The sequence below is a fragment of the Phycicoccus jejuensis genome (assembly GCF_000720925.1).
In the GTDB taxonomy this organism is placed as follows: domain Bacteria; phylum Actinomycetota; class Actinomycetes; order Actinomycetales; family Dermatophilaceae; genus Phycicoccus; species Phycicoccus jejuensis.
On the sequence record NZ_JOEE01000004.1, the window covers coordinates 411,902 to 433,137 of the forward strand.

General features: G+C 72.8%; 24 protein-coding genes and 1 riboswitch. Of the genes, 12 read left to right on the forward strand and 12 right to left on the reverse strand.

Annotation, left to right across the window (positions count from 1 at the left end):
- Positions 1-34 precede the first annotated feature (34 nt).
- The 5 genes from IG69_RS0110450 to IG69_RS0110470 form a co-directional block, all read right to left on the reverse strand.
- Entirely contained in the window at positions 35-1,021 is a 987-nt protein-coding gene (locus IG69_RS0110450; protein ID WP_030528109.1) for a hypothetical protein, read from the reverse strand.
- Positions 1,018-1,605 carry an RNA polymerase sigma factor gene (locus tag IG69_RS0110455; protein WP_030528110.1) on the reverse strand — a complete coding sequence of 196 codons (588 nt, stop codon included), beginning with the start codon at positions 1,603-1,605 and terminating at the stop codon, positions 1,018-1,020. Before IG69_RS0110455 ends, IG69_RS0110450 begins: the two co-directional genes overlap by 4 nt.
- Before the next feature lie 140 nt (positions 1,606-1,745).
- Positions 1,746-2,333 (reverse strand): hypothetical protein, encoded by a 588-nt coding sequence (locus IG69_RS0110460; RefSeq protein ID WP_030528111.1) that lies wholly within the window; start codon positions 2,331-2,333, stop codon positions 1,746-1,748.
- Between the two features lie 240 nt (positions 2,334-2,573).
- Complete coding sequence (locus IG69_RS22115; protein WP_157577490.1) at positions 2,574-3,653, reverse strand: glycosyl hydrolase; 1,080 nt, start codon at positions 3,651-3,653, stop codon at positions 2,574-2,576.
- Between the two features lie 259 nt (positions 3,654-3,912).
- Positions 3,913-5,607: a SulP family inorganic anion transporter gene (locus tag IG69_RS0110470; protein ID WP_084696720.1), complete on the reverse strand. Its 1,695-nt coding sequence runs from the start codon at positions 5,605-5,607 to the stop codon at positions 3,913-3,915.
- Between the two features lie 264 nt (positions 5,608-5,871).
- Between IG69_RS0110470 and IG69_RS0110480 the strand changes: the two genes are divergently transcribed.
- The 3 genes from IG69_RS0110480 to IG69_RS0110490 are packed head-to-tail and all read left to right on the forward strand — an operon-like array spanning position 5,872 to position 8,362.
- A complete protein-coding gene (locus IG69_RS0110480) occupies positions 5,872-6,957 on the forward strand; it encodes a hypothetical protein (protein WP_157577492.1) in 1,086 nt (361 codons plus the stop codon).
- Positions 6,958-6,991: 34 nt separating this feature from the next.
- Positions 6,992-7,294, forward strand: coding sequence for a hypothetical protein (locus IG69_RS0110485; protein WP_157577494.1), 303 nt, complete (start codon positions 6,992-6,994; stop codon positions 7,292-7,294).
- Positions 7,295-7,351: 57 nt separating this feature from the next.
- On the forward strand, positions 7,352-8,362 hold the full coding sequence (locus IG69_RS0110490) for an aldo/keto reductase family protein (protein ID WP_030528116.1): 1,011 nt from the start codon (positions 7,352-7,354) through the stop codon (positions 8,360-8,362).
- 33 nt (positions 8,363-8,395) lie between these two features.
- Here IG69_RS0110490 and IG69_RS0110495 read toward each other — a convergent pair whose 3' ends face one another.
- Positions 8,396-9,238: an SDR family oxidoreductase gene (locus IG69_RS0110495; protein ID WP_030528117.1), complete on the reverse strand. Its 843-nt coding sequence runs from the start codon at positions 9,236-9,238 to the stop codon at positions 8,396-8,398.
- Positions 9,235-10,101 carry an SDR family oxidoreductase gene (locus IG69_RS0110500; RefSeq protein ID WP_030528118.1) on the reverse strand — a complete coding sequence of 289 codons (867 nt, stop codon included), beginning with the start codon at positions 10,099-10,101 and terminating at the stop codon, positions 9,235-9,237. The genes IG69_RS0110495 and IG69_RS0110500 overlap by 4 nt, the downstream gene beginning before the upstream one ends.
- Before the next feature lie 101 nt (positions 10,102-10,202).
- Here IG69_RS0110500 and IG69_RS0110505 point away from each other — a divergent pair, with 101 nt between their 5' ends.
- Positions 10,203-10,580, forward strand: coding sequence for a winged helix-turn-helix transcriptional regulator (locus tag IG69_RS0110505; protein WP_030528119.1), 378 nt, complete (start codon positions 10,203-10,205; stop codon positions 10,578-10,580).
- Positions 10,581-10,644: 64 nt separating this feature from the next.
- Here IG69_RS0110505 and IG69_RS0110510 read toward each other — a convergent pair whose 3' ends face one another.
- A complete protein-coding gene (locus tag IG69_RS0110510) occupies positions 10,645-10,833 on the reverse strand; it encodes a hypothetical protein (RefSeq protein WP_030528120.1) in 189 nt (62 codons plus the stop codon).
- A gap of 28 nt (positions 10,834-10,861) precedes the next feature.
- On the opposite strand from IG69_RS0110510, the gene IG69_RS23275 reads away from it, so the two are divergent.
- The gene (locus IG69_RS23275) at positions 10,862-11,263 is read left to right on the forward strand and encodes a DUF6318 family protein (protein ID WP_425414805.1); all 402 of its coding nucleotides are present in this window, start codon (positions 10,862-10,864) and stop codon (positions 11,261-11,263) included.
- Positions 11,264-11,670: 407 nt separating this feature from the next.
- Positions 11,671-12,123, forward strand: coding sequence for a hypothetical protein (locus IG69_RS0110520; RefSeq protein ID WP_030528122.1), 453 nt, complete (start codon positions 11,671-11,673; stop codon positions 12,121-12,123).
- Positions 12,124-12,249: 126 nt separating this feature from the next.
- Here IG69_RS0110520 and IG69_RS0110525 read toward each other — a convergent pair whose 3' ends face one another.
- The gene (locus tag IG69_RS0110525; protein WP_030528123.1) at positions 12,250-13,821 is read right to left on the reverse strand and encodes an OFA family MFS transporter; all 1,572 of its coding nucleotides are present in this window, start codon (positions 13,819-13,821) and stop codon (positions 12,250-12,252) included.
- A 249-nt stretch (positions 13,822-14,070) separates the two neighbouring features.
- Between IG69_RS0110525 and IG69_RS0110530 the strand changes: the two genes are divergently transcribed.
- From IG69_RS0110530 to rocD, 4 genes are all read left to right on the forward strand, one after another.
- Complete coding sequence (locus tag IG69_RS0110530) at positions 14,071-14,766, forward strand: SprT-like domain-containing protein (protein WP_030528124.1); 696 nt, start codon at positions 14,071-14,073, stop codon at positions 14,764-14,766.
- A 78-nt stretch (positions 14,767-14,844) separates the two neighbouring features.
- Complete coding sequence (locus tag IG69_RS0110535) at positions 14,845-15,834, forward strand: patatin-like phospholipase family protein (RefSeq protein ID WP_051750422.1); 990 nt, start codon at positions 14,845-14,847, stop codon at positions 15,832-15,834.
- 104 nt (positions 15,835-15,938) lie between these two features.
- Complete coding sequence (locus IG69_RS0110540; protein ID WP_030528126.1) at positions 15,939-16,322, forward strand: hypothetical protein; 384 nt, start codon at positions 15,939-15,941, stop codon at positions 16,320-16,322.
- A 76-nt stretch (positions 16,323-16,398) separates the two neighbouring features.
- Entirely contained in the window at positions 16,399-17,616 is a 1,218-nt protein-coding gene (rocD, locus tag IG69_RS0110545) for an ornithine--oxo-acid transaminase (protein WP_030528127.1), read from the forward strand.
- Between the two features lie 25 nt (positions 17,617-17,641).
- Here the strand turns inward: rocD and IG69_RS0110550 are convergent, their stop codons facing one another.
- Entirely contained in the window at positions 17,642-18,547 is a 906-nt protein-coding gene (locus IG69_RS0110550) for an alpha/beta fold hydrolase (protein ID WP_030528128.1), read from the reverse strand.
- An 81-nt stretch (positions 18,548-18,628) separates the two neighbouring features.
- Between IG69_RS0110550 and IG69_RS0110555 the strand changes: the two genes are divergently transcribed.
- Both IG69_RS0110555 and IG69_RS0110560 read left to right on the forward strand, forming a co-directional pair.
- Positions 18,629-18,991 (forward strand): hypothetical protein, encoded by a 363-nt coding sequence (locus IG69_RS0110555; protein WP_030528129.1) that lies wholly within the window; start codon positions 18,629-18,631, stop codon positions 18,989-18,991.
- Positions 18,984-19,442 (forward strand): hypothetical protein, encoded by a 459-nt coding sequence (locus IG69_RS0110560; RefSeq protein WP_036829674.1) that lies wholly within the window; start codon positions 18,984-18,986, stop codon positions 19,440-19,442. The genes IG69_RS0110555 and IG69_RS0110560 overlap by 8 nt, the downstream gene beginning before the upstream one ends.
- A 27-nt stretch (positions 19,443-19,469) precedes the next feature.
- Here IG69_RS0110560 and IG69_RS0110565 read toward each other — a convergent pair whose 3' ends face one another.
- Positions 19,470-19,904 carry a nitroreductase family deazaflavin-dependent oxidoreductase gene (locus tag IG69_RS0110565; RefSeq protein ID WP_030528131.1) on the reverse strand — a complete coding sequence of 145 codons (435 nt, stop codon included), beginning with the start codon at positions 19,902-19,904 and terminating at the stop codon, positions 19,470-19,472.
- Positions 19,905-19,917: 13 nt separating this feature from the next.
- On the reverse strand, positions 19,918-20,967 hold the full coding sequence (gene mgrA, locus IG69_RS0110570; RefSeq protein WP_030528132.1) for an L-glyceraldehyde 3-phosphate reductase: 1,050 nt from the start codon (positions 20,965-20,967) through the stop codon (positions 19,918-19,920).
- An 83-nt stretch (positions 20,968-21,050) separates the two neighbouring features.
- Positions 21,051-21,163: riboswitch (SAM riboswitch) on the forward strand.
- Positions 21,164-21,236: the final 73 nt, after the last annotated feature.

The window sequence follows — 21,236 nt, forward strand, 5'->3', positions numbered from 1 at the left end:
TGTGTCCACGCCGCGCTGGAAGGCGTCCTCAGAACTAGGGTGTCGCCGGACCGCGGACGGTGACCTCCATCGCCCCGCCGACGACGAGGTCGACGTCCGCACAGGCGAGCGACTCGTCCGCCACCGCGACCACCCGCCCGGTCGACCCGACGACGCCGCGTGCCACGGCCTCCGCCTCCCTGACGCCGAGGCACCGTCCCGCGACGGCTCGGCGCAGCCCCTCCGCTGCGTCGAGCACCGTCTCGTCGACCGTGCCGGAGCCGTGCTCGATGCGCTCGCGCGCACCCGGCGTCACCTCGACCGAGTGTCCGTCCGCGCCTACTTCCACCCCGGCGCAGGGCCCGGCGGACCCCGACGCCACGACGCGGACCATCCACTGCGGCAGGCCCGCGCGGCCCAGTGCACCCCGCGCATAGCGCTCCGCCTCGACACCCGTGAAGCACCCGCCCTGGGGCCCGTCGACCCAGTCGGCCAGGGCAGCATCGAGCGAGACGAGGGCCGCTCGGTCGACCTTCCCCGCGGCGGGATCGGACGACGCCCGCACGGCTGCCGGCACCCCCGCCCGCGCCACGACGTACCGGGCGCCGCCGATCGTCAGCGCCTCCGGGTCGGCGAGCGGTGGCATCCCCGCGTCCGACCGAAGAGCGGCGCAGTCGACCACGTCGTCACCGGTGCGCGACGGACCGGAGACCGAGCCGACGAGCGTGACCTCGCCGTCGCGGACCTCCAGGGCCGTCGCGCAGCTGATCCCGTCGAGCAGGGGACCGCGGTCCCAGGTGCTCGCCGCGACGGCGACGCCGCCCCCGACGAGGACGAGCCCCAGGGTGCCTGCGGTGAGTCCCCGACCGCCGAGACGCCGGCCCCTCCGCGGCGTCTCGACGGTCGGGGGAGCGTGGCGGTCGGTCATGGTGATCCCCTCTCGCAGCGCCTGCAGCGCATGCCGGTCGGCCACCGCGGAGAGCGTCTCGTCGTCGACCGGGCGGGCACTGCCCAGGGCGGTCATCACCTCGTGGTCGTTCACGATGTCTCCTCGGGGCCGGGACGGGCGGTCGCCCATCTGCGGGGTTCATGTCCGGCAGTCGGGTTTCGTTGCACCGGAGAAGAGTCGGAGTGCGTCTCGAGCTCTTGCATCGCCTCCCGCAAGCGCACACGAGCCCGGTGCAGGCGCACCCAGACCGTCGCCCGGGACAGCCCCATCACCAGCGCGATCTCGTCCCGTACGAGCTCCTCCCACGCGAGGAGGCGGAGCAGCTCGCGGTCGTCGGCACCGAGCCGCTCTACGGCCCGCTCGACGATGCTGGGCTCACGGACCTCGGGCGGAGGCACCGACTGGTGCAGCGAGTCGCGCAGCCGGTCCGCGAGGGCGACCCGGCGGCGCTCACCGCGGTGGTGGTTGGCCAGCACCCGCCGGGCGACGCCGAAGAGCCACGGGCGGGCCTGGTCGCCGGGCGGGACGTCGTCCAACCGGCGCCAGGCGACGAGGAAGGTCTCGGCGACGACGTCCGCGGCGTCGGCGGGGTCCGCGACCCGGCGGACGGCGTAGCCGAGCAGCGCGACGTGCGTCGCGTCGAAGAGCTCCGCGAAGCGGACCTCGGGCGTGCTCATGCGTCCCCTCCCACGGCGGTGAGCCTGACACACCCCACGTGTCCGGCACCGGCCCCGGCGTTACCGACAGGGTGGGGCCCCGGTCGGGTGGTCCGACCGGGGCCTCGTTGTCGAGATCGCGTAGCAGGGGGTTTGCGACCTTAGGCGTGGGAGTGGATCTTCTCGATGGCGGGGGCCTCGACGAGGTTCACCTTGTGTGCGTGCCGGAGGCCGAGGCCGCCGAGGACGAACATCACCAGGGAGCCGGCGAAGGCGGCGATGGCGGCCCACATCGCGATCGCACCGATGGTGGCGAAGGCGTAGGCGTTGAGGAGCATCCCGCGCAGGGTCGTGCCCATGAAGAGGGTCTGGCGCAGCTGGCCGAGGTCCTGCGTGGCCTGCGCGGTCGGGGCGGTCTTGAGGGCGGCCATGTACTCACCGGAGACCTGCGAGTACGTTTTGCCCTGAGAGGCCTCGTCCATGTGGGCCTGGATGTAGTAGTCGGCGTACGCCTTGGCCTGCGCGCCGGTGGTCAGCTCCTGGCCGGCGTACTGCGTGAGCTCGGCCTTCATCTGCGGCGTCGTCAGGGCGGCGGCCACGGGCATCGTGATCTGCTGGGCGGCCAGCTGGTCGTGGACGGTGCTGGTGGCGAAGGTCGAGGCCCACGTGAGCAGGCCCGCGGCGACGAGGAGGACCGTGGCGACGATGATGCCGGTCCAGGAGATGAGCTTGTCGAATGCCTTGCGCATGTCGTTCGCGTCCCTTCGGGTGGGCCCGGAGTGGGGGCCCGTGGTCTGTGGTGCCGGGTGGTCTTGCACCACTGAAACTACTACTACACGTAGTAGTTGGAAAGGCATTCTGATGTCGCCTCAGTCACACCGCCTGAGTCGAGGTCCGTCCGGGCGAGAACGACTGTCCCCGAACGCGACCCAGCCCACGGAGACACCAGAGGGGTCTCCGTGGGCTGGATCGGTCGGACCGGGCTGGACCTAGCTGACGGTCCAGGTGTCCTGGATGATCGCCTTGTACGTGGCGTACTCGGACGGGGTGTTCAGCCACCAGACGCAGTCCATGTTGTCCGGGTTGGTCGGCGGGCGGTTGAAGTAGTACGCAGCCACGAAGTAGGCGTTGTTGGCCTTGAGCCACTTGTACCCGTCGCTGAGCCACTGCGCGCGGTCGGGCGCCGAGGTGGCGGCGAACTCGGGCAGCGACGCCTTCTTGTTGTGCGCCTTGGCGAACGTGAGGATCCCGCCGGCGATCGTGCTCAGCGGCACGCTCTTGTTCTGGCCGGGCAGGCCGCAGGTGTTCCAGTTGTACGCGTCGCCGCCGACGACGTCGACGTAGGCGTCACCCGGGTACCAGGTGGTCGCCGACCCGAGCGCGGTCTGGTTGACCCGGTAGGCCCACGCGGTGGTCTGGTACACCCAGCTGACGTTGGTGACTCCCTGCTGGCGGAAGATCGTCCAGACGCGCTGGTAGGCGGCGCGGTACTCCTCGGGGGTGCCGAGGCCGGCCTTCTTGACGACCTCGGGCTCGTGGCCGAAGGAGAACAGGATCTTGCCGGGGCGCGCCTTGATGGTCTGCGCCCACCGCACGATGTTGTTGTACATCGGGGTCCCGGGGACGGCGCTCGAGACGCTGGTCCACGGGACGCCGGAGGCGTTGGCCGTGATCATCCGACCCTGGGGGACCGCGCCCTGGAAGTTGCCGTAGGCGTGCCGACCGACGGTCTCGCCCGCGATGGACGTCAGGGTGTCGACGTCGCCCGCCGCACCGAAGAAGACGGTCGGGGTGGTCGGCGCCGGGGTGGTGGGCGTGGGGGCCGGCTTGGTCGGGGTCGGCGTGGGGGCGGGCTTGGTCGGGGTGGGGGTCGGCGTGGTCGGGACCTGGGGCGCGACCGAGCCGAGCGGGCGAGCAGCCCCGACGACGGTCTTGACCGGGGAGAGCCGGTCGGTCACCGGGCGGGCGGTTGCGACTCCCGCCGTGGCGAGGCCGAGCGAGGCCACGGCCAGCAGTGCGCCGAAGGACTGGGCCGCGCGACGGCGGCTCGGGGACATGGAAGTACCCATGGCGAATCGTCTTCTTTTCTGGTGCCACCCGGCCTACGGCTCCCCAGCACGTCGAGGGCGGGGATCGCGCGAGGCACCTTGAGTGCAGGGAGCGCGATCTGAAAGTGAAATTAGTCGTCCGCTCGAGCGGCCACGGTCGAACTCGGATCCAATGGCCGTTCGGACGATCGGGGCATGGGCCACCCGTCCGCGGCTGCCCCCACGAACGGTGGGAGCGCGGGTCGCACAACGTTTTTCGGCTGGTGCAATGTGATCGGGCTCACCCGCCGAAGGTGCCGCGCGCGGCTTTGACGCCGGCGGCGATGGAGTGCCAGAGGTGGTGCGGCCCGAGCTCGCCGAGGAGGCCGGAGCGCTCGAGCACCCCGCGCACGTCAGACAGCACCCGCACCAGGTGCACATCGACGTCGCGCCGGCGCAGCGCGCGGACGAGGTGCGCCAGGCGGTCGCACGTCGTGGCGTCCATCTGGTTCGTCGCCTCGAGGTCGAGGACGAGCGTGGCGCCGCCGTCCCGGGCGCGCCGGTCGAGGGCCATCCGCTCGACCTGGGCCAGGACCGTCGAGGCGTTGGCCCAGAACAGCGGTCCGTCCGGCCGGACGACGACGACGCCGCGGTAGGTCCGCCGGGTGGGGTCCGAGCGCAGCGACCCCCACGCCGCCTTCTCGTCCTCGACGCGGCCCATCTCGTCGACCCGCACCTGCACGGACCGGTAGACCAGCCCGAGCACGGACTGGGCCACGGCGACGAGCAGCCCGTTGAGCGGCCCGAGGACGAGCACCCCCACGAGGGCCACGACGGCGGCGACGAAGTCGTTGCGCCGCAGCCTGCGGTAGCGGCTGAATGCGCGCGGGTGCACCAGCCCCCACACGGCCCGGATGACGACCGCCGACAGCACCGTGCGCGGCAGGTCGGCCAGCAGACCGGTGGCGGCCACGAGGAAGCCGAGCGTGGCGACCGCGGCGGTGATGCCGCTCAGCTGCGTCCACGCGCCGGCGCTCGCGTTGGCGGCGGTCTTCGACAGGGAGCCGCCGACCCCCATCCCGCCGAACGCCCCCGAGGCGAGGTTGGCCGCCCCGTGGGCCACGAGCTCGCGGTCGTCGGTGCCCGCGTCGACGTCCTCGGCGGAGAAGAGGCGGACCGCCGCGAGCCCCTCGGCGACGGCCACCGCCGCGATCGCGACACCGCCGGTCACGAGCCCGGACAGCAGGTGCGGGTCGACGTCCGGCAGCCGGGGCACGGGCAGGCCCCCGGGCACGCTGCCGACCGTCCGCACGCCGCGGCCGGTCAGCCCGACCTGCCAGGACAAAAGGACCCCACCGACGAGGACGACCAGCGACCACGGAACCCGCGGCGCGAGGCGCTGCCCCCCGAAGAGCACGAGCAGCGCGACAGCGCCGACGGCCAGCGTCAACCCGTCGAAGCCACCGATTCCGTGCAGGAGCGAGACGAGACGGTCGCCCAGGGAGCCCGTGGGGGCGGGCAGGCCGGCCAGCGCCGGGACCTCCCCGACGACGATGAGGACGACGAGCCCCGCGACGAAGCCCGTGACGATGGGCTCGCTGAGGAACTGCGCGACCCAGCCCAGCCGCAGCAGGCCGGCGACGACGAGGACGAGCCCCGCGACCACCGCGAGCCCCGACGTCAGGCCGACCGCCGTCGCAGGATCGCCCCCCGACAGCACCCGGACGATGGAGCCGGAGAGCACCGACACGGTCGACACGGGACCGACGAAAAGCACCTTGGACGAACCGAAGACGGCGTATGCGAGGAGCGCCGGCGGCAACGTCCACAGCCCGACGACGAGCGGCACCCCGGCGACGGCCGCGTACCCGAGCGACTGCGGCACGGCCAGCGCCGCGACCAGGAGACCGGCCAGCACGTCGCCCGCGAGATGACCGCGCGGGTAGTGACGCAGCGACCGGAGGTTCTCCGGGACCATCGTCGACAGCGCGCGCACCCCTCCATCCTGCTCCTGCGCGACGACGGGACGGGCACGTTCCACGCGTGCGGAATCCGTACTACCCAGCCCAGCACGGGCCGACCGCCGAGGGCCATCGGACGGACGGACGGAGGGCCTCGACCGTTCGGTGGAGGGTGACAACGGTGTCGGTCACGGGGGCGCCACGGGTTGTTAAAGGGTTGGTCAAGTCGCGGTCGAGATCCGCTCTCGGTCAGTAATTTTCCACCAGCAGAGGGACGGAACCCCGCGAAGGAGATTCAGGTGAGCACGTCAGTCGTCACGGTGGACGGAGCCCGCGTCCGGGTGTCGAGCCCGGCGTTCCGCGAGACGTTCTCGCAGCGCTCGTCGGCGGGTTCGCCCGCTCCGGTGGGCGAGGCCTCCACGACCGTCCCGGCGCCCACGACGACGGGATCCGTGGCCCGCCACCAGCTGCCCCAGGACCCCGGCGCCGGTCGCCTCACCCTCACCCACGCGTCGGCCGCGACGTCGGCCCTCGCGGAGTCGATCCTCGACGCCGAGGACGCCCTCACGTCCGTCCACCGCTCGTGGTTCGCGCCGGCCCAGCGCCCCTGCGCGCCGCGGCCCGACCGCGTCGACGAGTCGACGATCGTCGCCCGTCACGCGGAGGCCGCGGTCCGAGGCGTGCCGTGGTTCGACCTGTCCAAGCGCCGGCAGGCCGCCCAGGTTGCGCGCCGCCGGGCCCACTCTGACATCGACGTCGCGCGCCGCGCCGCCGAGGAGCGGGTCCGCGCCGAGGAGCGCCGTCTGGACGCCTGGTGGAAGGCGCTGTGCGCCAACGACCCTGCGACCGTCACCGAGCACGTCGACGGCGTCTTCTCCCGCGAGCCGGGCGCCCGGGCCAAGGCCCTCGGCGCCGAGGGGTCCGTCCTCGAGGTCGCCGTCCTCGCGCCCGGCGAGCACGTGCTCCCGGCGGAGGAGGTGCGGATGGCTGCCGACCGCGCGCTGACCATCCGGCGCGCCTCGGCCGCCCACCGCGCCGAGCTCTACCGCCAGCACGTCGCCGGTCTGCTCGTGGCAACCGCTCGGCGGGCCCTCGCGGCCTCGCCCGGTGCGGGGTCGGTGCGCGTCCACGTGCTGCGCTCGACGGCCTCGGGCCCCTACGACGACGTCTGCCTGCTCGCCGTCGCCGAGGTCGCCCGTGAGGACCTGCACCGGGCCGACTTCGGGCTCGACGCCGTGTCGCTGCTCGGGCGCATCGGCCGCGGCACGGTGCTCGGCGCCGCCGGGGCGGACAAGGCGATGGAGCCGGTCGCCCTCGAGGTCGTGCCCGGGCTGGCCGAGCGCCTCGCGGCGCTGTGCTGCACCGAGCGCCGCGCGTCCGCCTGACATGCGCTTCGTCACGCCCCCCACCTGGCCGCCCATGCCCGAGGGCTGGCTGCCCGACCCCGGATGGCGCCCCGAGCCCGAGTGGCCCGCGGCGCCGAAGGGCTGGCAGTTCTGGGAGAACGACTACGGCGTCGCGGTCCCCGGACCGGCCGGTCTCTACGGGACCCGACCGCGCCTGTTCACCGGGCTCGGCATCGTCCTCGCCCTGGTCACCGGCCTGCTGGGCTTCTACGTGGGCGCAGGCGGGGCCGCCCCCGCGGACGCCCAGCCACCCGCTCCGGCCCGGACCGTGGTGTCCTCGCCCGCGGCCACCCCGACGACGACACCGTCGAAGTAGGGGGTCCGCCCGCACCTGTCGAGCCTCGCGCGGGCGGACCCCTCCTACTGTGGGTGGATGGACTTCAGATACCTCGGCAACAGCGGTCTCAAGATCTCCGAGATCACCTACGGCAACTGGCTCACCCACGGCTCGCAGGTCGAGAACGAGGCGGCCACCGCGTGCGTGCGCGCCGCCCTCGACCACGGCATCAGCACCTTCGACACCGCCGACGTCTACGCCAACACCAAGGCCGAGAGCGTCCTCGGCGAGGCCCTCAAGGGCGAGCGGCGCGAGAGCCTCGAGATCTTCACCAAGGTCTACTGGCCGACCGGCCCCGGCGGGAAGAACGACACCGGCCTCTCGCGCAAGCACATCATGGAGTCGATCAACGGCTCGCTCCAGCGGCTGCAGACCGACTACGTCGACCTCTACCAGGCGCACCGCTACGACACGGAGACGCCGCTCGAGGAGACGATGCAGGCGTTCGCCGACGTCGTCCGGCAGGGCAAGGCCCTCTACATCGGTGTCTCGGAGTGGACCGCCGACCAGATCCGCGCGGGCCACGCCCTCGCCAAGGACCTCGGCATCCAGCTCATCTCGAGCCAGCCGCAGTACTCGATGCTGTGGCGCGTCATCGAGCCCGAGGTCGTCCCGGCCTGCGAGGAGCTCGGCATCGGTCAGATCGTCTGGAGCCCGATCGCGCAGGGGGTGCTCACCGGCAAGTACAAGCCCGGCGAGGCCCCTCCGGCCGGGTCGCGCGCGACCGACGACAAGGGCGGCGCCGACATGATCAAGCGCTTCATGGACGACGAGCTGCTGACCCGCGTGCAGAAGCTCCAGCCGATCGCGGACGAGGCGGGCCTGACGATGGCGCAGCTGGCCATCGCATGGGTGCTGCAGAACGACAACGTTTCCGCCGCGCTCGTCGGTGCGTCGCGGCCCGAGCAGGTCGAGAGCAACGTCAAGGCGGCGGGCGTCACCCTCGAGCCGTCGGCGATGAAGGCCATCGACGACGCGCTCGGCGACTCCGTCGTGCGCGACCCGGCGATGACCGAGAAGAACGCACCGCAGACCCGCGTGGCCTGAGGCGCAACCGAACTCGTCGGATGGGGCGCCGGTTCAGCTGTAGGAGAGGAGCTCTCGTAGCGAGACCGGCGCCCTTCCGGTGACCTGCCGGACGTCGTCGGTGACCACGTCGAGCTCGCCGGCCCGGACGGCCGTGTACGTCGACACCCACGCGTCGAGCTGCCAGTCGGGTGCCTCGTAGGGAGCGCGGCTGGCGTACGCCTCCTCGACCGTCTCGTCGTGGAAGCTGACCTCCCGCCCTGTCACCTCGCTGATGGTGGCGGCGATCTGACTGAAGGACAACGCCTCTGGGCCGGTGAGGTCGTAGGTGCGACCCGCGTGCGTTTCCGGGTCGAGCAGCGCGGCAGTCGCGACGCGGGCGACGTCCTCGCGTGCGACGGCACCGAGCCGGCCGTCCCCGGCCGGTCCGCGGATGACGCCGTCCTCGCCCGCCATGAGGGGCAGGAAGTCCAGGTAGAGGCTGTCGCGCAGGAACGTGAAGGCCATCCCGCTGTCGCGGACCAGGTTCTCCGTCGCCCAGTGGTCGCGGCCGAGCGTGAACGTGCAGTCGGCCGCCGCGCCGAGGAACGAGGTGTAGACGACGTGGCGGACGCCGGCCTCGGCGGCGGCGCGGACGGCGGTCGCGTGCTCGGTCATCCGGTCCTCGGACTCGGACGCCGAGACGAGCAGGAGGACGTCGAGACCGTCGAGCGCGGCGCGCATCGCGTCGCCGTCCCGGTAGGAGGCCGTGGCCACCTCGGCGCCGTCCAGCTGCGGTGCGCGAGAGGCGTCCCGGACGATGAGTCGCTGGGGGAGCCCGCGCGCGGCGAGGTCACGCGCGACGAGCCCACCGACCGCTCCGGTGGAGCCGGTGACGCCGATGATGGGCCGGGTCACGGCTGCGCCGCCACGGCGTCGGCGACGGCCTGCCGCATCGAGGTGGGTGCACGGCCGATGAGGCGCTCGAGGTCGCCGCTCGTCACTTCCAGCTCGCCGCGGGCGATGCCGCGGTCCGAGTCGGCGAAGACGCGCGCGACGGGGTCGGGGAGGCCGGCGCCGACGAGGATGCCGGCGAGCTCGTCCTCGGTGACGTCGCGGTACACGACCTCGCGTCCGGACGCTTCGGCAACGGCCGCTGCGAGCTCGGCCAGGGTGAAGCCCTCGCCGCCGAGCTCGTAGGCGGTGCCGGGGGCGGCGTCGGGGTCGAGGAGCACGGCCGCGGCGGCGTCCGCGTAGTCGGCGCGGGTGGCGGCACTCACCCTGCCGTCGCCGGCCGCTCCCACGACGGCGCCGTGCTCGAGGTAGGTCGGCACCTGCGGCGTGTAGTTCTCGAGGTACCAGCTGTTGCGCAGGAGGACGAGGGGGAGTCCCGCGTCGCGGAGCATCTGCTCGGTCGCCTGGTGCTCGGCGGCCAGCTGCATCGTCGACGTGTCGGCACCGGCGATGCTCGTGTACGCGACGAGCCCGACGCCCGCGGACCGCAGGGCCTCGACGACGTTGGTGTGCTGGGGGATGCGCTGCCCGACCTCGCTGCCGGAGACGAAGAGGACGCGGTCGGCGCCGTCGAAGGCGTCGCGGAGGGATGCCGGGTCCGCGTAGTCGACGACGGCCGTGCGGACGCCGAGGTCGGCCAGGGCGCGGAGGCGGTCGGCGTCACGGCCGGTGGCGAGGACGTCGGCGGGGGAGGCGCCGCGGCGCAGGAGCGACTCGACGACGAGGTGGCCGAGCTGGCCGGTGGCGCCGGTGACGACGATGGTCATGGGGTGGTCCTCTCTGGGTGGTGCGGGGTCAATAGGTGCAACCGGAGCGTGCGGCGGTCGCTTCCCGAGGGACAGTACGCACTTTCGAGTAAGGTACTGGCGTGACGGTGAGCAACGAGGTCAGCGATCTGCGGGCGATCTATCCGGACGGTGTCATCGCCGCCGGGTGCCCCAGCCGGACGGTCCTCGACCACGTCACGAGCAAGTGGGGGTTGCTCGTCCTCGTGTCGCTGACCGAGGGTCCTCTGCGCTGGAGCGAGCTGCGACGCCGCGCTGACGGCGTGAGCGAGAAGATGCTCGCGCAGACGCTGCGGACGCTCGAGACCGACGGGTTCGTGCACCGCGAGGCGTTCCCCGTCATCCCGCCGCGGGTCGAGTACAGCCTGACGCCGATGGGGGAGGAGCTCGCCGGGCACCTCGTGCCCCTGCTCGGGTGGGTCGCGGCCCGGGCCGAGGGGATCGTGGCGCGCACGCGCTGAGTCCGGCCGTCGCGGGCCTGTGGATGACCGCGTGCCCTCCGCGCCGATGCTCGGTACCTTGTGGTCAGGTCGCCGAGGGGGCGCCCGGAGAGGCAGGCATGACGAGGGGATCGCGCTGGGTCGTCGCGGGGGCGGCGCTTGGGTCGGTGCTGCTCGCGGGGTGCGACTCCTCCGGCGGTGACGAGCCGTCGCCCTCGCCGACGCCGAGCGCGACGTCGGCGAGCCCGAGCGCGTCCCCGTCGTCGAGCCCCACTCCCTCGCCCAGCGCGAGTGGTCCCGAGATCCCGGCCGCTGCGCGGGAGCAGACCCCCGCCGGCGCCGAGGCGCTCCTGCGTCACTATCTAGATGCTTCAAGTACAGCCTGGATGACGCCCGACCCGGCGGTTCTGGATGGACTCGCCACGAAACAGTGCGTCACCTGCCAGAACCTTCAGAGTGAGGCAGCGGACTTGAAAGCGAAGGGTCGTCGCTACACAACGCCCCCCATCAAGCTGGTCCAAGTCAAACGTCTCAGCGCGAGCGACGCTCAAGTCGTTTTTGAGCTCCGCCTAGAGCAGCCAGCGTCCGACATCGTCGACGCCTCAGGCGCGGTTGTGGATCGGCAAGCGGCCGAAACGCTGAAGAGGGCCGCTCGAGTTGTGTGGCAGGAGGGGCGGTGGCTCGTCGACGGCATATCGCAGTAGTCACGCTTACCGCGGCCATGTCCGGAATGGCAGTGCCCATTGCCTCGGCGGCGGACGGTTGGGGTGGGCAGACCGGAGACACGAATGTTCGGGTCAACCTGTTCCGGACCGACCTCGAGAGGATCGCAAGCCAGCAGTTGCCTGGCTCGGACGGTCCAAAGTTTGAGTACGGACTCGCCTCTGTCTGCGGTCAGTTGGAGCCAGGAGCTGACGGGTCGGACAACCTATGCGGTGCATCCTTCATCGCCTGCTCCGAAACTAACCCGGAGGTAGGCGCCGGCCCCGCAATGTTCGTCTGGCGACGTACTGCGGCCGCGAACGGATCGCCGGCCTCACAGTGGGAGTCACTGGGGGTTACCTGCCTGCCGCAAATGGTGCCCGGGGCGTCACCTGCACTGACAATGGCGATGATCCAAAGGGCGTTCCGGGACACCGACTTCACGAAGCCGACGGTCAACATCCAGCCGGAGGGTGACGTCACCCTCGTCAACCTGCCGACGTTCTTCGAGGTGCAGTTCCCCGAAGTAGGGTTCGGGCCCGACGAGGTCGACCGTCCGGACCCGGCGACGCTGCTCGGTCACGAGGTCGAGATCCGGCCACGCCTGGAGTCGATCACCTACCACCTGGGGGAGCGGGCGGTCGGTCCGACGAAGGACCTCGGTGGGCCCTACCCCGACGGCACCGTCGTGCAGACCTACACCCGACCGGGCGAGCAGCAGGTCCGCGCCGACATCGTCTACTCGGGGCAGTTCCGCGTCGGGGGCAGCGGGTGGATCGACATCCCCGGCACGGTCGAGCTGCAAGGAACGCCGGTGACCCTCACCGTGCGCGAGGCCAAGGCCCGCCTCTACTCGAACTGACGACGCCCGCGTCCGTCCCGTCGTGAGTCGGCACCGGCTCGTCCGCTTCTCGTGGCGATCTGCGGGGGTCCGGGTGCGGTGGCACGGGGACCCCCGCAGATCGCGGGGAGGAGCGGGGAGGGGAGGTCAGGCGAAGAGCTTGGCCGCCGTGATGAGGGTCTGGACCACGCCGTAGGCGAGCAGCACGAGCACGACACCCCACGACAGGTACACCCGCAGCGAGCCGCCGCGCGCGGTCGAGCCCTCGGCCTCGTCGCCGGCGAAGTCCTCGGCTGCGGCGGCCGTCCGGCCCTCCGGCTCGTGGAACTTCGACGCCACCGGGCGCACCATGAGGTTGGCGAGGAACCCGACCGCCAGCACCCCGACCATCGTGAAGAGCGCGGGCCGGTAGTCCGCCGCCGTCAGCTTGCCGGGCGTGCCCGCGGCGTCGAGGAAGCCGTTGATGATGAGCGGACCGGCGACACCGGCCGCCGACCACGCCGTGAGCAGCCGCCCGTGGATGGCGCCGACCTGGAAGGTGCCGAAGAGGTCGCGCAGGTAGGCCGGCACCGTCGCGAAGCCACCGCCGTAGAAGCTGATGATGATCGCCGCCACGAGCACGAAGATCGCCGTCGCGGTCGAACCGATCAGCGCGAGAACGAGGTAGAGGACGATGCCCACGCCGAGGTAGACCATGTAGATCGGCTTGCGACCGATCTTGTCGGAGGTCGTCGACCACACGAAGCGTCCGGCCATGTTGAAGAGCGACAGCAGCCCGACGAACCCGCCGGCCGCCGCGACCGCCACCGACGAGGTGCCGTCGGAGCCACGGAAGAAGTCCTGGATCATCGGCGCGGCCTGCTCGAGGATGCCGATGCCGGCGGTCACGTTGCAGAAGAGGACGACCCACAGCAGCCAGAACTGCGGCGTCTTGATGGCGTTGGCCGCCGACACGCTGCGGTCGGTGATGAGATCGCCCTTGTTGGACAGCGTCGACGGGTCGAAGCCCTCGGGGGCCCACCCCGGTGCCGGCACACGGACGTTCGTGACGCCGATCATCATCACGAGGAAGTAGATGACCGCCAGGCTGACGAAGAGCCCCGTGAGGGCGGTGCCGTTCGCGAGCGACCCCGAGACCGACGGGTCGTAGTCGGCGTCGAAGAACGACATGAGCTGCCGGGACAGGGGCGACGCGACCATGGCCCCGCCACCGAAGCCCATGATCGCCATACCGGTCGCGAGGCCCGGGCGGTCCGGGAACCACTTGATGAGCGTCGACACCGGCGAGATGTACCCGATGCCCAGCCCGGTCCCGCCGATGACGCCGTAGCCGAGGTAGACCAGCCACAGCTGGGAGGTGGCCATCCCGACCGCGCCGACGAGGAAGCCGAGCGCCCAGGCGCAGGCGGCGGCGAACATCGCCTTGCGCGGCCCGACCCGGTCGACCCACGTGCCGAGCACCGCGGCCGAGAGCCCGAGCATGACGATGGCGATGGAGAAGACGAGCCCTACCGCGGTGAGCGAGCTGTCGAAGTGGGCGACCATCGACGCCTTGTAGACGCTCGTCGCGTAGACCTGCCCGATGCACAGGTGGATGGCCAGCGCCGCCGGCGGGATGAGCCAGCGGTTGTAGTCGCGGGGCGCGACCGTGTGGTGCCGGTCGAGCAGCGACAGCAGGCCGGACCCGGAGGGCCTGCTCTCGGTGGTGGTGGCGGACATGGGTACCCCTTCCACTACTCCCGGCGCGACGTTGCGCCTCGGACGCTGACCCCTCGGCGCGCCGGTGACGAGACTAGGCAGGCGCGTGAGCGGCCGGGGCCGGAGCGACGCACCGATCCGGTCACCGTCCACAGGCCACACCGGGAGGGCGCGTCGTCCACAGGAGCGACGTCCGCCCGGGGTGGCGCGGCCATGCTGTCGGTGGCGCTGCCTAGGCTCGTCCCGACGAGATCGACCGAGGAGGTGGCGATGGACCTGCAGCAGGCGCTGGCGATGGGGCGGCGGCTCGTCCGCGAGCACGGCCTGGACGGCTGGACCGTCGTCGCCGACCGCGCGAAGACGCGGGCCGGGGTGTGCCGCTTCGCCCGTCGGCAGATCGGCATCAGCGCGCCCCTCACCGGGCTGCACTCGGAGGAGGAGGTGCGCGACACGCTGCTGCACGAGATCGCGCACGCGCTCGTCGGGCCGCAGCACGGGCACGACGAGGTGTGGCGCGCGACCGCCGTGCGCATCGGCTGCTCGGGGGAGCGGTGCGTCCCCGCCGACGCGCCGCGCGTCCCGGGTGACTGGGTCGGGCGCTGCCCGGCCGGCCACGAGCGCAGCCGCCACCGGGCCCCGACCCGCGTGATGTCCTGCGGTCGCTGCTCGCGCACCTTCGACGCGGCCCACCTCTTCACGTGGACCTACCGCGGCCGGCCGGCCCCGATGCCCCCGCGGTACGCGGCCGAGCTCGCCGAGCTGCGCCGGGCCTCGCTCGCGCCCCGGGTGGTCGCCGAGCCGCCGCGGGTCGGGGACGAGGTCGAGGTCTCGACCGGGCCCTGGGCCGGGCTGGTCGGCGAGGTCGAGCTGGTCGGGGCGGTGCGCTGTCAGGTGAGGGTGGGCGACGAGCTCGTCGGTCTGCCCCTCGACGCCGTGCGCCGGCTGCGGTCCGGACAGGTCGCCTGACCTCAGGATTCGTCCGGTGACGACCTTCATGGCGGGCGGAGGTGGTCCGGCCGGGGGCGACCACCGACAATGGACGGCGTGAGCACCCACGAGGACGCGAGCGGGCCTGACCCGGACCCGGGACCGGGCCCGGACCCCGTCGCGGACGACACGACCCGGCCGGCCCTCGAGGGGACGCACCGGGTCGCCGACCCGACGACCGGGGGCTTCGAGGAGTGGACGCCCCCGGCCGACGGCGTCGAGCGTGCGCTCGTCCTCGCCGGCGGCGGCGCCACCGGCATCGCGTGGGAGGCCGGCATCGTCCTGGGCCTGCGCGACGGCGGCGTCGACGTCCGCACCGCCGACACGATGGTCGGCACGTCGGCCGGGTCGATCGTCGCGGCGCACCTGCGCCTCGGCACCGACGAGGACAGCGCGTTCGACCGCATCCGGGAGGGCGCTCCGCTGACGAGCTACGGCCGTCTCGGGCCGGCGGACGCCGGACGCTACGTCCGCTCCACCCTGAGCACCGACCGCCGCAGCGGCCGGGCCGTCGTCGCCCGGGCCGCGCTCGAGGCCGCCACCCCGACCGAGGAGGAGTGGCTCGGGACCGTCGGGCTGGGCCTCGTCGGCCAGGACTGGCCGGAGGGCCGGCTGCTCGTCACCGCGGTCGACGCCGAGACCGGCACCTCGGTCGTCTTCGACGGCCGCGGGGGAGTACCGCTGGAGCGAGCCGTCGCCGCGAGCTGCGCCGTGCCCGGCGTGTTCCCGGCCGTCGAGGTCGCTGGACGGCGCTACGTCGACGGCGGTCTGCGCAGCATCGCGAACGTCGACCTCGCGCGTGGGCACCGGCGCATCCTCGTCCTCTCGCCGTACCCGGTCGGCCCGCACCTGCGCGACCTCCCGCGGATGCAGCTGCGCGCCCTCAAGGCCGAGAGCCGCACCGCGATCGTCGTCCCCGACGCCCGTGACCTCTGGGCGATGGGCGCCAACCCGCTGGACATGACGCGCGGCGCCGAGACCTTCGAGGCGGCCCGCGCCCACGGGACCCGCATCGCCCCGCGGATCGCCGAGGTCTGGGACGCCTGAGCGCGGCACGGCCGACGCGCGAGGTATCAGCGCGGCCCCCGCGCGCCTCCTGACCGGCGAGGGGCGACCGACCCCGGGTCGCCCACCACGCCCCGGAGACCGCCATGCCCACGATCCGCTCCGTCCCGTTGCTCCCCGTCCCCGACTCGTGGCCGCTGCCGGTCGTCGCGCTCGCCGCGATGGCCGTGCTCGCCGGCCTCGACCTGCTCGGGGCGGTCGCCGCCAAGCACTGGGCCGAGGACGGCAGCGCCGTCGCGCTCGTCGGCGGTGTGCTCGCCTTCGTCGTCCTCTTCTGGGTCTACGCCTCGTCGCTGCGCTACGCCGAGCTCGCGGTCGTGACGATGGGCTGGATCGTCCTGCTCCAGGTCGGCATCCTCCTCGTCGACCGGCTGCACTTCGGCACCTCGCTGCCCGCGGACAAGCTCGCCGCCGTCGTCGTCGCGCTGGCCGCCTCGGTCTACCTCGTCGTCGCGCCCGGGACGGTGTGAGCCCGCCGACGTCCGCGCCCGCCTCCCGGCCCCCACCCGGCGGCGTCGCTAGGGTCGGGGTGAAGGAGGTTCGACGATGACGTCAGACCGCACCCCGCTCGACTCGGGCGCGCACATCGCCCTCACCGAGCGCTACGCCGCGCACAACTACCACCCGCTGCCCGTCGTGCTGGCCCACGGCGAGGGGGCCTGGGTGACCGACGTGGAGGGCCGGCGCTACCTCGACTGCCTGGCCGGCTACTCGGCGCTCAACTTCGGCCACGGCCACCCCCGGCTGCGGGCCCGCGCCCACGCCCAGCTCGACCGGCTCACGCTGACCAGCCGGGCCTTCCTCAACGACCGGCTCGGGCCGTTCGCACAGGAGCTCGCGGCGCTGACCGGTCACGAGGTCGTCCTGCCGATGAACACCGGCGCCGAGGCCGTCGAGACCGCGATCAAGGTCGCGCGCAAGTGGGGCTACCGGGTCAAGGGCGTCCCCGAGGACACCGCGAGCATCGTCGTCATGGAGGGCAACTTCCACGGACGCACCACGACCATCGTCAGCTTCTCGGACGACAAGGTCGCGCGCGACGAGTACGGCCCCTACACACCGGGGTTCCGCACGGTGCGGTACGGCGACGTCGACGCCCTGCGCGCGGCCGTCGACGACACGACGGTCGCGGTCCTCCTGGAGCCCATCCAGGGCGAGGGCGGCGTCGTCATCCCGCCGGAGGGGTACCTGCGCGCGGTCCGCGAGGTCTGCGACACCGCCAGCGCCCTCATGGTGGCCGACGAGGTCCAGTCCGGCCTCGCACGCACCGGTCGCACCTTCGCGTGCGAGCACGAGGACGTCCGTCCCGACGTCTACGTCCTCGGCAAGGCGCTCGGCGGCGGCCTCTACCCGGTGTCCGCGATCACCGCCGACCACGCCGTGCTCGACGTCGTCACCCCCGGCTCGCACGGCTCGACCTTCGGCGGCAACCCGATGGGCGCGGCGATCGGGCACGAGGTCTGCCTCATGCTCGCCGAGGGGGAGTTCCAGTCGCGCGCAACCCGGCTGGGTGCGGTCCTGGAGGAGGGCCTGCGCCCGTTCGTCGGCCGGGGCCTCGACGGCCTGCGGGTGCGCGGCCTGTGGGCCGGGCTCGACGTCTCGCCGGGCGGCCCCTCCGGGCGCGAGCTGTGCGAGCGGCTGCTGGCCCGCGGCGTCCTCGCCAAGGACACGCACGGCTCGACCATCCGGCTCGCGCCGCCGCTCGTCGTCACCGAGGACGCGGTGCAGCTGCTCGTCGAGGCCGTCGGCGCCTCCCTCGGCTGACCGAGCCGAGAGCACCGACCCGGGCTCAGGAGCCGGCGCGCACCTCGGCCGCCCGGGCCGCGTTCTGCGCGATGGCGTCGACGATCTCGACCCGGCGGGAGCGCGGCAGGTCGTGCCCCATGTCGGGGAACATAAGCAGCCGCGAGCCCGGCACGGCCTGCGCGGTCGCGATGCCGCCGCTCGGCTGCACGAGGCGGTCGGCGAGGCCGTGGACGACGAGCGTCGGCACGTCGACCTCGTGCAGGCGCTCGGTGCGGTCGGGACTGTCGAGGATGGCCAGCAGCTGGCGGACCGTGCCGATCGGGCTGACGCTGCGCCGCACCGCGGCCCGCACCTGCGCCGTCATCTCCTCCTCGTCGAACAGCGGCCCGGCGATGACGCGCCAGCCCTCGACCCCGAGGCGCACCGCCTCCTCCTCGTCCGTGGGCCGCGGCTGCGTGAAGGACATCGCCATCGTCGGCAGCAGCCGCGGGTGGACGCGCCCGTGCCGGCGGCTGCCGGTGTTGGACATGATCGAGGTGAGGCTGAGGACCCGCTCGGGGTGGTCGATCGTCAGCTGCTGCGCGATCATCCCACCCATCGAGGCGCCGACGACGTGCGCCGCCGCGATGCCGAGGTGGTCGAGGAGCGCGGCCGCGTCGTCGGCCATGTCGGCGAGCAGGTAGTCGGCCCCGCCGGAGCCCGGGCGCAGGAAGCTGCGGACGACCGCCGAGCGCGCCGGCGGAGGGCCCGGGGTGAAGCTCGACAGGCCGATGTCGCGGTTGTCGTGCCGCACGACCCGGAAGCCGCGCGCCACGAGGCCGTCGACGAGGTCCTGCGGCCAGCCCACGAGCTGCGTCCCGAGACCCATGACGAGGAGCATCGGCACCCCGTCGTCGGGCCCGTCGACCTCGTAGGCGATCTCCACGTCACCGAGCTGCGCCGTTGCCATGTCCGCAGTGTCGCACCCCGACCCGGGCGCCGGCACGGGCACCCGCGCCGTCGTGGATGGCGGCCCGTCTAGCATGAGCCGGTGATCGCAGCGCTGACGTACGTCGTCGTGGGCCTCTCGGTGGTCCTCTGCGGCGCGGCGGTCGTCTACGCCGTCCGGGACCGCCTCATCGACGACCTGCTCCTCGGGATCGCGGGGCTGCTCGAGCTCGCGCTGCTCGTCGTGCTCGTCGGGGGGCTCGTCGGCAGCGGGCACGTCACCGACTCGGCCGAGCGGGCGACGTTCATCGCCTACCTCGTGAGCCTGCCGGTGATCCCGCCGGGCACGGCGTTCCTCGCCATCAAGGAGAAGTCCCGCTGGGCCATGGGCTCGATCGCGGTCGGCGCGTTCGCCGTCGGCGTCATGTCCGCCCGGCTCGCCCAGATCTGGATGTCCTATGACTGACCCCGTCCTGCGCGACCGCCGGGCCCTCGGCGGCCCCGGCGTGCTGCTCGTCGTCGTCTACGGCGTGCTGGCGCTCGCCGCCACCGGGCGCTCGGTGCTCCAGATCTCGGAGTACTTCGACCGTGCCCCGCTGGCCTACGTCCTGTCGGCACTCGCGGCCGTCGTCTACCTGCTCGCGACGTGGTGCCTCGCCCGCGGTGGTCGCTGGGTGCGCGTCGGCATCGTCGCGTGCGCGGTCGAGCTCGCCGGCGTGCTGCTCGTCGGGCTCGCGTCCTACCTCGACCCCTCGGCCTTCCCCGACAAGACCGTCTGGTCGCACTTCGGCCAGGGCTACGGGTTCGTGCCGCTCGTCCTGCCGGTGCTCGGCCTGCTGTGGTTCCGCCGCGTCGAGCGCGGCGCCCGGGCCGACGCGGCCGTCCACGAGCAGGACGTCGCCCCGACCTCCGACTGAGCCGATGGCCGGGGCGACGTCGGCGCCTCAGGCGTCCTTGCGCTCCAGCAGCAGGACGGGGATGAGGCGGTCGGTCTTGGTCTGGTACTCCGCGTACGGCGGGTAGGCGGCGACGCAGCGCTCCCACCACTCCTCGCGCTCGGCGCCGTCGATCTCGCGGGCCACGGCCTCCCAGGACTCGGTGCCGTCCTGGAGGGTGAGGTTCGGGTCGGCGAGGAGGTTGCCGTACCAGACGGGGTGCTCCGGCGCGCCGCCCTTGCTCGCGACGGCGGCGTACGTGCCGTCGTGCTCGACGCGCATCAGCGGGACCTTGCGCACCGCGCCGGTCTTGCGGCCGCGCATCGTCAGCATGACGACCGGGCGGTCCATCACGCTGACCGAACGGGTGTCGCCGGTCTCGTCGATCTTCTCGACCTGCTCGCGCACCCAGTCGGAGGGGGACGGGATGTAGTCGTCGCTCATGTTCTCTCTCAACTCACTTGTCGCTCGAGGTCTTCCAGAGGTTGATGCCCGTGTCCTGGGCGTGCTTGTCGATCTTCGCGAGCTCGTCCTTCGTGAAGCGCAGCTTCTTGACGGCGTCGAGGCTGTCGTCGAGCTGCTCGACCGAGCTCGCGCCGACGAGCACCGACGTGACGCGCGGGTCGCGCAGCGCCCACGCGAGGGCCATCTGCGCGAGGGTCTGGCCGCGGGTCTTCGCCAGCCGGTCCAGGGCGCGGATGTGCTTGAGCGCGGTGTCGGTGAGCAGCGCCGGGTCGAGCGACTTGCCCTGCGACGCACGCGAACCCTCGGGGATGCCCTTGAGGTACTTGTTCGTCAGCATCCCCTGGGCCAGCGGGGAGAACGCGATGCAGCCGACGCCGGTCTCGCCGAGGGCGTCCAGCAGCCCCTCCTCCTCGATCCAGCGGTTGAGCATCGAGTACGACGGCTGGTGGATGAGCAGCGGCGTGCCCATCGCCCGGAGGATCTCGACGGCCTCGCGGGTGCGCTGCGCCGAGTAGGACGAGATGCCCACGTAGAGCGCCTTGCCGGCACGCACGAGGGAGTCCAGCGCCCCGCAGGTCTCCTCGAGCGGGGTCGTCTCGTCGAAGCGGTGGCTGTAGAAGATGTCGAAGTGGTCCAGGCCGGTGCGCCGCAGCGACTGGTCGGCCGAGGCGGTGACGTACTTCCGCGAGCCGCCGCCCTGGCCGTAGGGGCCGGGCCACATGTCGTAGCCCGCCTTGGAGCTGATGACGAGCTCGTCGCGGTAGGGGCGGAAGTCGCGGGCGAAGAGGGTCCCGAAGTTGCGCTCGGCACTGCCGTAGGGCGGGCCGTAGTTGTTCGCGAGGTCGAAGTGGGTGACGCCCCGGTCGAACGCGCGCCGCAGGATCGCCTGCTGGCGCTCCAGCGGCACGTCGTCGCCGAAGTTGTGCCAGAGGCCCAGCGAGATCGCGGGGAGGTCGAGGCCGGAGCGGCCGGTGCGTCGGTAGGGCATCCCGGCGCGGTAGCGGCCCGCGGCGGCCTTGTACTCGTCGGCGTGGAAGGTCATGGGGTCATCCTGCCCCGTTCGCGGGGTGAGACGGGCGGGGGAGGGGGCTGACCGCGGGCCGGCCCGTGCGTATCCTGACGGCAGGTCATGAGCGCCAGCGCCAAGCCCCGGCTCGCTGGCCGGCAACCCTCCTCCGCGGTGGGGTGCCCCGGGTGAGGACCAGGCGTGCGGCACCCGTCGCGCGCAAGCGCGGGAGCCCCTGGGCACCCCGCCGAGCACACGTCCGCGTGCGCCCGGCCCGCCGGTCGGTCGCACCCACGAGTCAGGAG